The 12,100-nt window shown below is 57.6% G+C and carries 10 protein-coding genes; 3 read left to right on the top strand and 7 right to left on the bottom strand.

Translation table 11 applies throughout. The annotated features are described in order from the left end of the window. Window positions 1–157: 157 nt before the first annotated feature. The gene (locus VF694_RS02045; protein WP_426345100.1) at window positions 158–3,010 is read left to right on the top strand and encodes a valine--tRNA ligase; all 2,853 of its coding nucleotides are present in this window, start codon (window positions 158–160) and stop codon (window positions 3,008–3,010) included. Window positions 3,011–3,407: 397 nt separating this feature from the next. On the opposite strand, the gene trmD is transcribed toward VF694_RS02045, so the two are convergent. The 7 genes from trmD to VF694_RS02080 form a co-directional block, all read right to left on the bottom strand. Further along, window positions 3,408–4,169, bottom strand: a complete 762-nt coding sequence (gene trmD / locus VF694_RS02050; RefSeq protein WP_003799302.1) for a tRNA (guanosine(37)-N1)-methyltransferase TrmD — start codon at window positions 4,167–4,169, stop codon at window positions 3,408–3,410. Window positions 4,170–4,256: 87 nt separating this feature from the next. Then, window positions 4,257–4,856 (bottom strand): ribosome maturation factor RimM, encoded by a 600-nt coding sequence (rimM, locus tag VF694_RS02055; protein ID WP_131070666.1) that lies wholly within the window; start codon window positions 4,854–4,856, stop codon window positions 4,257–4,259. A gap of 32 nt (window positions 4,857–4,888) precedes the next feature. After that, on the bottom strand, window positions 4,889–5,149 hold the full coding sequence (rpsP, locus tag VF694_RS02060) for a 30S ribosomal protein S16 (protein ID WP_003799298.1): 261 nt from the start codon (window positions 5,147–5,149) through the stop codon (window positions 4,889–4,891). Between the two features lie 136 nt (window positions 5,150–5,285). After that, window positions 5,286–5,540, bottom strand: coding sequence for a sulfurtransferase TusA family protein (locus tag VF694_RS02065; RefSeq protein WP_003799297.1), 255 nt, complete (start codon window positions 5,538–5,540; stop codon window positions 5,286–5,288). After that, window positions 5,540–8,167, bottom strand: coding sequence for an alanine--tRNA ligase (gene alaS, locus VF694_RS02070; protein WP_440163620.1), 2,628 nt, complete (start codon window positions 8,165–8,167; stop codon window positions 5,540–5,542). Before alaS ends, VF694_RS02065 begins: the two co-directional genes overlap by 1 nt. A 284-nt stretch (window positions 8,168–8,451) precedes the next feature. After that, a complete protein-coding gene (gene puuE / locus VF694_RS02075) occupies window positions 8,452–9,384 on the bottom strand; it encodes an allantoinase PuuE (protein WP_440163621.1) in 933 nt (310 codons plus the stop codon). An 11-nt stretch (window positions 9,385–9,395) separates the two neighbouring features. Continuing rightward, window positions 9,396–10,151: a GntR family transcriptional regulator gene (locus VF694_RS02080; RefSeq protein WP_059318847.1), complete on the bottom strand. Its 756-nt coding sequence runs from the start codon at window positions 10,149–10,151 to the stop codon at window positions 9,396–9,398. Window positions 10,152–10,356: 205 nt separating this feature from the next. Between VF694_RS02080 and uraH the strand changes: the two genes are divergently transcribed. Further along, window positions 10,357–10,710, top strand: coding sequence for a hydroxyisourate hydrolase (gene uraH, locus VF694_RS02085; protein ID WP_003799293.1), 354 nt, complete (start codon window positions 10,357–10,359; stop codon window positions 10,708–10,710). Between the two features lie 58 nt (window positions 10,711–10,768). Beyond that, complete coding sequence (locus tag VF694_RS02090) at window positions 10,769–12,001, top strand: urate hydroxylase PuuD (RefSeq protein WP_240208593.1); 1,233 nt, start codon at window positions 10,769–10,771, stop codon at window positions 11,999–12,001. Window positions 12,002–12,100: the final 99 nt, after the last annotated feature.

Consider the following 12,100-nt stretch of genomic DNA (forward strand, 5'->3'; position numbering starts at 1 on the left):
CACTTTCATCAGATTTACGGCAACCCGGCATTTTACCACGCCAAAGACGCACGGCCACATCTTAAAATAGTGCATCTTACATTCGTTTTTTACCCAGGATTAGTTCCGCCTTCTGCGGCACCTACCGTGCCATACGAGGGGGACAGACCGCATCACCATGACCAACTCATCCGCAACGACCTCCGACGAGCAGCTATCCAAGAGCTTTGAACCCCAGGAAATCGAAACGCGCTGGTACGCGCGCTGGGAACAAGCCGACCTTTTCAAGGGTGGCCAACACGTCCAGCCCTTGGGCGATCATCAGTCAGAACCTTTTGTGATTCAGTCCCCGCCGCCGAACGTCACCGGGACGCTGCACATGGGTCACGCTTTTAACCAGACCATCATGGATGGCCTGACGCGCTACCACCGCATGAAAGGCGACGATACGGTCTACATTCCTGGTACCGATCACGCCGGGATTGCCACCCAGATCATTGTGGAGCGCCAGCTTGATGCCCAAAACATCAGCCGCCACGACCTGGGCCGCGAGAAATTCCTGGAAAAAGTCTGGGAATGGAAGGAAAAGTCCGGCAATACCATTACTGGCCAGTTTCGTCGCCTGGGTGCTTCCTGCGACTGGAGCCGCGAATACTTCACCATGGATGACAAACTGTCCCGTGGCGTGCTGGAGACCTTCGTGCGCCTGTACGAACAGGGGCTGATTTACCGGGGCAAGCGCCTGGTGAACTGGGACCCCGTGCTGGGTACCGCCGTATCCGACCTGGAAGTGGTGAGCGAGGAAGAGGACGGCCACCTGTGGGAAATCCGTTACCCGCTGACTACCCCCCAGGGGGAATTGACTCATCTGACGGTGGCCACCACCCGCCCTGAAACGATGCTGGGCGACGTCGCCCTGATGGTGCACCCTGAGGACGAGCGCTATATCGGCCTGATCGGCCAAACCGTTACCCTGCCTCTGGTTGGCCGCTCCATCCCGATCATTGCGGACGACTACGTGGACCCGGCCTTTGGTACCGGCGTGGTGAAGGTAACTCCTGCCCACGACTTCAATGACTACGCCGTTGGCCAGCGCCACGGCCTGGAAATGATCAGCATCCTGACTCTGGATGCCCACATTGCGGATACTGCCCCCGAAGCCTATCAAGGCCTGGAGCGCTTTGCCGCGCGCAAGCAAATCGTGGCCGATCTGGAAGCCCAGGGACTGCTGCAGGCCGTCAAGCCTCACAAACTGATGGTGCCGCGGGGCGACCGCACCAATACGGTCATCGAACCCATGCTGACCGACCAGTGGTTTGTAGCCATGAGCAAGCCCGCTCCGGAAGACTCGCTGCACCCCGGCAAAAGCATCACCCAGGTTGCCCTGGACGTGGTGGCCGATGGCCGTGTGCGCTTCTACCCTGACAACTGGTCCAACACCTACAACCAGTGGCTGAACAATATTCAGGACTGGTGCATTTCCCGTCAGCTGTGGTGGGGTCACCAGATTCCCGCCTGGTACGCCGAAGACGGCAGCCTGTTTGTCGCCCGCTCCGAAGAGGACGCTCTGGAACAAGCCCGCGCCGCTGGCGTGACAGGCCCCTTGCGCCGCGACGAAGATGTACTGGACACCTGGTTCTCCTCTGCCCTGGTGCCCTTTACCGACCTGGGCTGGCCCGAAGAAACGCCTGACCTGGCGCGCTACCTACCCTCCAGCGTGCTGGTAACCGGTTTCGACATTATTTTCTTCTGGGTGGCCCGCATGGTCATGATGAGCATGCACCTGACCGGCCGCGTTCCTTTCAAGACCGTCTACGTGCATGGGCTGGTCTGCGACATGGAAGGCAAGAAAATGAGCAAATCCAAGGGCAATACCATTGACCCGGTGGATTTGATCGACGGCATAGATCTGGAAAGCCTCCTGCACAAGCGCACCTTTGGCCTGATGAACCCCAAGCAGGCGCAAAGCATTAGCAAGCGCACCAAGAAAGACTATCCCGATGGCATCCCCGCCTTCGGTACGGACGCGTTGCGCTTTACCATGGCCGCCTATGCCACGCTGGGCCGCAACATCAACTTCGACATGAAGCGCTGCGAAGGTTACCGCAACTTCTGCAACAAGCTGTGGAATGCCACCCGCTTTGTGCTGATGAACACCGAAGGCCATGAGCTCCACACGGATGCTCCAGCCGAATTGAGCTTTGCCGATCGCTGGATCATCAGCTTGCTGCAAGGCCTCGAGCAGGACGCCGAACGCGGATTTGCCGACTACCGTTTCGACAACATCGCCAACGCCATCTACCACTTTGTGTGGGACGAGTACTGTGACTGGTACCTGGAGCTGGCCAAGACTCAGATTCAAAATGGCACACCCGAACAGCAGTTGGGCACCCGTCGCACCCTGATCCGCGTGCTGGAAGTGGTGCTACGCGTTGCGCACCCCATCATCCCTTTCATCACGGAAGAGCTGTGGCAGAAAGTCTCGGTGGTGGCTGGCAAGCGCGCTGCCGATGAAACCACCAGCATTTCGGTTCAGCCTTACCCGATTGCCAACCCTGCCGCCATTGATGAACAGGCACAGGCACAGGTCGCAGAGCTGAAAGCCCAGGTCGACGCCATTCGCGCCCTGCGAGGCGAAATGAACATCTCGCCCGCCCAGCGTGTACCGCTGATTGCACAAGGTGACGCCGCCACCCTGAAAGCCAACAGCCCTTACCTGGCTGCCTTGGGCAAACTGGAAAGCGTGGAAATTGTGGACCAGTTGCCCACAGACGCAGGCGCACCCGTACAAGTGATTGGCACCACTCAGCTCATGCTGCATGTAGAGATCGACGTGGAAGCGGAGCGTATCCGTCTTTCCAAGGAAATCGAGCGCCTCCAAGGGGAGATCAACAAGGCCGGAGCCAAACTGGGCAACGCCAGCTTTGTGGAGCGCGCCCCTGCCGCTGTGGTCGAACAGGAGCGCCAGCGCGTGGCTCAGTTCGGTGAAACGCTGGCCAAGGTGAAGCAGCAGTTTGATCGTCTGGGCTGATACCGCGACGTAAACCCAGGCAACAGGCAACGGCCCTGCACTCGTGCAGGGCCTTTTTATTGCCATCAAGGGCTTAGCCTACAGATCACTTACGAGGGCAGCGCGCCGATTCAGCACCACGAGCGGAGCGTTCTTGCCTCTTAAAAAGCCGGCAGCCTCTCTTGCCTGCGCTACACCGCCATCACAACACGTCCGTCACCGAGCATAGCGATCCACCCTGACACAAGGGGCCCAGCCCGTGGCAAGGAGCCGCTCTCGCAAATCACAGATGACACAAAGCCTGCTCCGAGGGGCAGAGCGTCAAAAAAGTTGTTGGGCATAGCGACGTGGGCGAGCCTGCCGGCAAGCCCAGCCCCGCTTGTTCGACCTGCTGATAGCTCAGCAAGCGCAAGCTGGTTCAATCAGGCTGTTGTGCCGCCAAAGAAGCCAAAAACCGTTCATCCGCCTTGCTAAGTTCGCCACGCTGGCGAGCCAGCTCAATCAGCTCAGGACGGCGCGTCACGGTCAAACGCAGGGATTGCTCTCGTCGCCAAGCCTGGATACGACCATGGTGACCAGACATCAACACCTCAGGCACCGCTTGGCCGCGGTAAACCTCGGGGCGTGTGTAATGTGGACTATCCAGCAAACCGCTGTTGCCCGCATGAAAGGAATCCTGGCGCGCCGAATCAGCGTCGTTCAGCACTCCCGGCAAGAGGCGGACCACGCTATCGATGATTGCCAGGGAAGCAATCTCGCCGCCTGACAACACAAAGTCCCCCAAAGACAGCTCCTGGGTAACCCGTGCATCAATAAAACGTTGATCGATACCCTCATAGCGACCACAAACCAGAACTGCGCCGGGACCTTGAGCCAGTTCCTGCGCCACAGCCTGATCAAAGCGTCGCCCTGTAGGACTCAGCAAGATAACTTCCGGACTATCGCCACGATCAGCCAAAGCCTGATCCAGCGCATCATTCAAGGGATCAGCCAGCATGACCATGCCCGGGCCGCCGCCATAAGGGCGATCGTCCACGGTACGATGCACGTCCGTGGTGTAGTCACGCGGATTCCAGGTCCGCATCTGCCAGATGCCCTGCTTGTGTGCGCGGCCGGTGACACCAGCCTCGCTGACCACATCAAACATGTCCGGGAACAGGGTCAGGGCATCAAATCGCATGAGGGCTCGGCAAGAGAAAAAGTGGCTGGAGCATGACGATACAGAGCCCAGCGGGCCTTAGTATCGCAATCGCTAGGCAGGGAAGAGTCAAATCGCCCAGTGACTATGCAGTTCGCGAGCAGGCAAATCGACCGTATGCACAATGGCTTGCACAAAGGGCACCAGCTCTTCCAGTGGTCGGCCCTGCTCGTCTTTCTCAGGCGCAAAGACGCCGTTGGCGTCCCAGCAGCCCCGATGCACGACCAAAATCGAATGAGCGCCATTATCCAGCACTTCTGCCACCTGGCCCAGAAGGTGCGCCTGGCCCTCCTGCTCGCCAAAAAAGCGGCAGCCGATCAGATCAACCCAATAAAACTCATCGTCGTCCGCCGGGGGAAAAGCGGCACGGGATACCCAAACCGTATGCCCTTTAAGGGCTTGGGCCACCTCTCGATTATCCAGACCTTCAAACTGCGCCACGATGGTTGCCCCATGCTGCTTGGCTGTTTGGATCTGTCTTGGCGATGCAGACGCAAAAACGCCCGCCTGAGATCCAGGCCGGGGCGTTTTTAACCACCATGTTTTTGCATTTAGCAGTGCTTTGGTCTGCATGGAATGCGGCTGGATCTTAACCCAGCCACGCACGCCATAAGCGGAAACAATGCGTCCCAACTCAACAAGGTCAGCAGGAATCGCGTCTTGCTTCACACTAAACACTACCAAAAAACAGGTGAATCAACTTAGGCAGCCGAAGCAACCTTAGCCGAGTATTCTTTCAACAGGCGAGCCACAGCGGGCGAAACCTGTGCACCGTTGTCGGTGAAGTGCTTAACGCGGTCCATTTGCAGACGCAGGTTTTCCTGACCTTCGCCAGCAACGGGGTTGTAAAAACCCAGACGTTCGATGAAGCGACCATCACGGCGTTGGCTCGCCTCGGCGGCTACTACGTTGTAAAAAGGACGCTTTTTGGAGCCACCACGGGCCAAGCGAATTACCACCATTGATAATCCCTTTATTGTGTAAGGTAAACAAAAAATTCTAGCACTATTCTGGCAAGCATGCCAAAAGTAACACGCTAAGATAGCAGATTCAGTGCTAGATACGCAACAGACAAAACAGTATTCTACCGCCGTCAGCTTAACGACGGCGTAAAAAATGCAGAGTTTTTTCGGCTTGCTGGTCTTGAGCCAACAATTCGTTGCCAGTTTGGCGACAAAAAGCCTGAAAATCCTGAATGGCGTGCTGGTCGGTGGTGATAACTTGCAACACTTGCCCGGACTCCAGTTGCGCCAAAGCTTTCTTGGCACGCAGGATGGGCAAGGGGCATTTCAGCCCGCTTGCATCCACCTGCAGATCGCTGTTGGGCAAAGCGCCAGTCTCGGACATCGCCATTACGCACCCAACTTGCTTTGGACCCAGGCCTGCACCGAGGCATTGGCCTGTGGCAAGACGCTGGCATCGGTACCGCCGCCCATGGCCATATCAGGACGACCACCACCCTTCCCGCCCAACTGCGAGGCTACAAAGCCCACCAGGTCACCCGCCTTGACCTTGGAGGTCAGGTCAGGCGTTACGCCTGCCACCAGGCTGACTTTTCCGTCCGCCACGATAGACAGCAGGATCACGGCAGACTGCAGCTTGTTCTTCAACTGATCGGCCATTTCGCGCAAGGCTTTGGCTTCCACGCCTTGCAGCGTGGCCACCAGCAAGCGGCTGTTGTCATTCAAGGGTACGGCCTGAGCCAACAGATCCTGACCAGCCGAAGCCGCCAGCTTGGATTGCATTTGCTCGCGCTCGCGCTCCAAATCCTTGATCTGACCTTGCAAGGCGTTGATACGGGTAAGCAGACCTTCTGGCTGAGTACGCAGGCTGGCAGAAGCCTCGCTCAGCAAGCGCTCCCGCGCTTGCACCCAATGCAGGCTGTTGGTGCCGGTAATGGCCTCGACACGGCGCACGCCAGCGGCGACACCACCTTCCGAGACAATCTTGAACAAGCCGATGTCGCCCGTGCGTTGAACGTGAGTGCCACCGCACAGTTCACGCGAGAAACCGATATCCAGCACGCGCACTTCGTCGCCGTACTTTTCACCAAACAAAGCCATGGCACCTCCACTGACGGCGTCGTCAAAGGACATCAGTTGGGCTTGCACGGCCTGGTTCGCCAGAACCTGCTCGTTCACAATCGCTTCGACTTGCGCGATTTGCTCGGCCGTCATGGCGGCATCGTGCGCAAAGTCAAAACGGGTTTTTTCAGCATCTACCAGGGAACCACGTTGCTGAACGTGACCGCCCAGCACCTGACGCAAAGCCTTGTGCATCAAATGCGTGGCCGAGTGGTTACGAATCACACGCTCGCGGCGCTCGGTATCCACCTGGGCTTGAACGGTCTGGCCCACTGTCAGGGTGCCTGCGTTCAACACGCCTTGGTGCCCGAAAACCTGATTGGAAATCTTTTGGGTATCTTGCACCTCAAAGGACAAACCCGCGGCATCGCTCAGGATACCTGCGTCACCTACCTGACCACCGGACTCGGCGTAGAAAGGGGTGGCATCCAGAACCACTACCGCTTGCTGGCCCGGGGTCACGGACTGCACGGAGGTGCCATCCACATACAAGGCAGTGACCGTGCCACTGCCTTCCAGGGTGGTGTAACCATCAAAACGAGTTTGCACCCCGGAGTAGCTCAAGCCTTCGGCTGTTTTGAACTTGCCCGAAGCGCGTGCCATCTGGCGTTGGTTTTCCATGGCGACTTCAAAACCGTCCAGATCGACCTCAATGCCACGCTCGCGGCAGATGTCGGCGGTCAAGTCCACGGGGAAACCGTAGGTATCGTACAAGGTGAACAGCGTCTGGCCGTCCAGCTTGACATTCTCTGGCAGGTTGGCCAAAGCGCCTTCCAGAATGCGCATGCCGTTTTCCAGCGTTTCGCTGAAACGCTCTTCTTCTTGGCGCAGCACCTGTTCGATACGCTCACGCTGGCTAATCAGCTCGGGATAGGCTTCGCCCATGACCAAGCCCAGGTCTTGCACCAGGCGATAGAAGAACAGGCCCTTCTGACCCAGCTTGTGACCGTGACGCAGAGCGCGTCGAATAATACGGCGCAACACATAGCCGCGACCTTCATTGCTGGGAATGACCCCGTCAATAATCAGAAAGCTGCAGGCACGGATATGATCGGCAATCACCTTGAGCGAGTTGTTGCTCAGGTCACTGGTCTTGGTCTCGCGTGCGGCGGCCTGAATCAGGGATTGGAACAGGTCGATTTCGTAGTTGGAGTGCACATGCTGCAACACCGCCGAAATACGCTCCAGACCCATGCCCGTATCCACACAAGGCTTGGGCAGCGGCGTCATGGTGCCGTCAGCGGAACGTTCGAACTGCATGAACACCAGGTTCCACACCTCGATGTAGCGGTCGCCGTCTTCCTCGGGCGAACCGGGAGGGCCGCCCCAAACATCAGGACCGTGGTCGTAGAAGATTTCAGAGCACGGCCCACAGGGACCGGTATCGGCCATCTGCCAGAAGTTGTCCGAGTTGTAGCGCACGCCACCCTTGTCGCCAATGCGGATGATGCGCTCTTTGGGCACCCCAATTTCCGAGGCCCAGATATCGTAGGCCTCATCGTCTTCCTGATAGACGGTGACCCAGAGTTTTTCGGCAGGCAGTTTGTAAACCGTCGTCAGCAGTTCCCAGGCATAGCGAATGGCGTCTTGCTTGAAGTAGTCGCCAAAGCTGAAGTTGCCCAACATTTCAAAAAAGGTGTGGTGACGGGCGGTGTAGCCCACGTTTTCCAGGTCGTTGTGCTTGCCACCGGCACGAACACAACGCTGAGAGCTGGTAGCGCGGTTGTAGGGGCGGGTTTCCTTGCCCGTGAACACATCTTTGAACTGCACCATCCCTGCGTTTGTGAACAGCAAGGTAGGATCATTGCCTGGCACCAGCGAAGCCGAGGAAACGATGTGGTGTCCCTTGGATTCAAAAAAAGAAAGAAACTTCTGACGAATTTCTGAGGTTTTCATTACATGCAACGCGATGGAAAATTTAACTGCCTATTATAAGACGATCAGCCTTGCAGCCCATGCGCGCGCTGCGCTGGCACAACACCTGCCGCCCCGGCAAAGCAGTGAGAAGCCAGGACGCCACACTCCCTGTACGAGCGGCTGCGTAAGCGACAAATAGTACTGTTTTCAGCGGGTAGAAACAACAATTCCGACCCTGGCGAGTCGGAATGTCCATGCACCCTGCTCAAATTCAGGATGCCATCTTGATGGGCCAGGAGACACAAACCCTGGCCCTGCCCCGGTCAAGCCTTGGACGGATAGGGATGGTGCTCGGCCCAATGACGGGCAATATCCACACGGCGGCAAACCCAGACACGCTCGTGCGACTGCACATAATCCAGGAAGCGCTGCAAGGCACGAAAGCGCCCAGGGCGGCCGATCAGACGGCAATGCAAACCGATGGACAGCATCTTGGGAGCGTCTTCACCTTCTTCGTAGAGCACGTCAAATGCGTCTTTCAGGTAGGAGAAGAAATGGTCGCCCGTGTTGAACCCCTGAGGGGCAGCAAAACGCATGTCATTGCTGTCCAGCGTATAGGGCACAATCAACTGGGGCTTGACCGTATTGTCGCTGAGCTGAACTTCGGTCCAGAACGGCAGGTCATCACCGTAATAATCGGAGCTGTACAAGAACTGACCCTCTTCGGCCACCAGACGCAAGGTATTGGGGCTGTCCCGACCGGTATACCAGCCCTCGGGATGATGGCCCAGCAAGTCCGTCAGCACTTTTACGCACTGGCGCATATGCTCGCGTTCGACTTCTTCAGACACGTTCTGGTAGTGAATCCAGCGGTAGCCATGACAAGCAATTTCATGTCCCAGGCGCACAAATTCCTGTGCCAGCGCGGGGTGACGCTCCAGCGCCATGCCCACACCAAAGATGGTCATGGGCAGGCCGCGCTTTTCAAACTCTTTCAGAATCCGCCAGACACCCGCCCGCGAGCCGTATTCATAAATGGATTCCATGGACAAGTGACGGTCCGGGTAGGCTGCTGCGCCGATGATCTCGGACAGAAACTGCTCAGAGCCCGGGTCACCGTGCAGGACGCAGTTCTCCCCCCCTTCTTCATAGTTCAAGACAAACTGCACCGCGATGCGCGCCCGATCAGGCCATTGTGCATGGGGCACGTTTTTGCCGTAACCGACCAGGTCACGAGGGTACTTACTCAAGGACATACCGTCTCCGTTTAGCGTTTTACGCTGAGGGCCAGCCAAGGATCGGCAACACTGCCATCACCCGCTTCGCTCATGCGATGTTCACAATCACTTAAGTGATGATGCATAGCCAGATGCGCGCCTTGGGCATCTCCCTGGCTAAGCTTGTCCAAAATCTCTTTATGCTCATGAAACGAGCAGGCCTGTTCGCCCGGCGTGTCGTGATAGGCGATGATGAGCGTGGTGCGCGCACACAAGGTGTGCATCAGCTCGGTCAGTTCATCGTTGCCGGCGCAGCGCGCCAGCATCACGTGAAAGGCATTGGACAGGCGCAACCAGCTGATGCGATCGCCGTGCTCAAACGCGTGCTGCTCTCGCTCCACCATGTCGTACAGACCGGCCAAACGCTCGGACACATCGGGATAAGCGAGCAGTTTTTTCAGGATCAGCGACTCCAGGTCGCGCCGCAGCTCGAAGACGTCGCGCGTTTGCTTGGCCGTGGGCTTCCAGACAAACGCACCGCGATTGGGCTCGATGACCACAATCTTGTCGTGCTCCAAGGCAGCCAGGGCGGCGCGCACGGTCGCCCGCGAACACTCGAAGATCGTGCATAGCGTGGCTTCGGTCAGTTTGGTGCCAGGCAAAAGACGACGATCGACAACCGCATCGAAGATCTGGCTATATACACGCCCGACCTCGGTATCTGCCAGGCCACCCTCGAGCAGCGAGGAGGCGCTTGGCGCTTGGGATTCATTCGTCGTCCCCTCTTGCCGCCGTATCTGAAGCATAGAATTTCTCGTTATTGACTATTGACAATTATTCGGTACCCCGACAAAATCGTCAACATAAATTGTCGACAATCTGATTCCTCAAACAGAGCGACAGTTTCGGGGCCTCAACCCAGCGCACTGATCCTTGCACCGTTGGCCCCCGGCCGGTTCTCAAAACTGGGCTCGCTGGACCTTTTTTGATCACCATAAACCGGAGACATTTATGGGAAAGCTATCTACCCATGTCCTTGACACGACTCAAGGTCGCCCAGCCAGCGGCGTGCGCGTCGATCTGTATGCCATTGAAAACGATCAACGCACTCTGATCAAAACCACTCACACCAACAGCGACGGTCGCTGTGATGAGCCCTTGCTGCAAGGCCAGGCCATGCACACGGGCGTATTTGAACTGGTGTTTCATGCCGGTGACTACTTTGCCGCCAGTGGTGTGGCATTGCCTGAACCCCGCTTTGTGGATCAGGTCGGCATTCGGTTCGGTATCGCCGATGCCAACGCCAACTACCACGTTCCCCTGGTCGTGACCCCCTGGTCCTGGTCTACCTATCGCGGCAGCTGATCGCGTATCCAAGTCGACTTTTCGCTTCTATACGAAACCACTCTGATACGAGATCTTTATGTACGCTTACCTACTTGAGTACGGCAACCTGCTGCTGCGCTGGTTGCACGTGATTGCGGCTGTCGCCTGGATCGGCGAGTCCATCTACTTTGTGATGCTGGACAACGGCCTGAAACCGCCTAAAGGCGAAGAAAGCAAGAAACGCGGTGTGTTTGGCGAGATGTGGGCAGTCCACGGCGGCGGCTTCTATCACAACCAGAAATACCTGACCAACCCGGCCGAACTGCCCGATGACCTGCACTGGTCTTTCTGGAAGTCCTACACCACCTGGTTGTCCGGCTTCTTCCTGTTCGCCCTGCTTTACCTGACCAAACCCGAGTTCTATCTGGTCAACCCCAACAGTCCCTGGGAATGGGCGGCCCAAATGTCGGGCACGCAGGCTAATGTGATGGCCATTGCTTTCCTGGTGCTGGGCTGGGTGGTCTATAACGGTCTGTGCCGACTGATCAGTCCCAACATGAACCGCGACGGCCTGCTGAGCGTGGCTGTGGCCATCATGATGGTCGTGGTGGCTTACCTGAGCGCCCACATCTTCTCGGGTCGTGCTGCCTTCTTGCTGACTGGCGCCGTGATGGCCACCAGCATGTCGGCCAACGTGTTCTTCTGGATCATTCCCGGCCAGCGCCGCATGGTCAAGGCACTGAAAGCCGGTCAGGCGCCCAACCCTCTGGATGGCAAGCGCGGCAAACAGCGTTCGGTACACAATACCTACTTCACGCTGCCTGTCCTGTTGCTGATGCTGAGCAACCACTACTCGTTCACGTATAACAACCCCAATGCGTGGATCATCATGGTGCTGTTCATCTTTGCCGGCGCCCTGATCCGTCAGTACTTTGTGCTGATGCATGCCGGCATCAAAAAGCCAGCCTACCCGGCTGCCGGTGTGGTTCTCCTGCTGATCGTGGGCTACCTGGCTGCCCCTGCCAATCTCAAAGGTGAGGTTGCCAGCGCTCCAGCAGCCGGTGAGGCCGCCGAAACGATCACGGTCGCTCGCGTCCAGGAAATCATGGATGCCCGATGTGTACAGTGTCACGCGGTCAAGCCCAATGCAGACTTTGGCTTTACCGCCGCCCCTGCCGGCATGCTGCTCGATACCATCGACAACACCGTGTTGCACGCAGAACAGGTGAAAACCGTGGTGCACTCCAAGTACATGCCTTTGGGCAATATGACTCAAATGACTGACGAAGAGCGTGCCGCGATTGCCGCCTGGAGCGGTACACGCGACTAGGAGTGCCCCAGGCCAAGCCCTGACAGGGCCATCAGCCCGCTCCCTCCAGCCCCGATGTGACACATGTCACGTCGGGGTTTTTTCTTATGGCGCCACGCA

This window comes from Alcaligenes sp. Lyrl_28 (assembly GCF_051948705.1).
GTDB lineage: Bacteria > Pseudomonadota > Gammaproteobacteria > Burkholderiales > Burkholderiaceae_B > Alcaligenes > Alcaligenes ammonioxydans.

Coding starts and splice junctions, on each gene's coding strand:
- VF694_RS02045 (WP_426345100.1), top strand. CDS start 158: ATGACCAACTCATCCGCAACGACCTCCGACGAGCAGCTATCCAAGAGC.
- trmD (WP_003799302.1), bottom strand. CDS start 4,169: ATGCGATTTGATGCCCTGACCCTGTTCCCGGACATGTTTGATGTGGTC.
- rpsP (WP_003799298.1), bottom strand. CDS start 5,149: ATGGTGGTAATTCGCTTGGCCCGTGGTGGCTCCAAAAAGCGTCCTTTT.
- VF694_RS02065 (WP_003799297.1), bottom strand. CDS start 5,540: ATGGCGATGTCCGAGACTGGCGCTTTGCCCAACAGCGATCTGCAGGTG.
- alaS (WP_440163620.1), bottom strand. CDS start 8,167: ATGAAAACCTCAGAAATTCGTCAGAAGTTTCTTTCTTTTTTTGAATCC.
- puuE (WP_440163621.1), bottom strand. CDS start 9,384: ATGTCCTTGAGTAAGTACCCTCGTGACCTGGTCGGTTACGGCAAAAAC.
- VF694_RS02080 (WP_059318847.1), bottom strand. CDS start 10,151: ATGCTTCAGATACGGCGGCAAGAGGGGACGACGAATGAATCCCAAGCG.
- uraH (WP_003799293.1), top strand. CDS start 10,357: ATGGGAAAGCTATCTACCCATGTCCTTGACACGACTCAAGGTCGCCCA.
- VF694_RS02090 (WP_240208593.1), top strand. CDS start 10,769: ATGTACGCTTACCTACTTGAGTACGGCAACCTGCTGCTGCGCTGGTTG.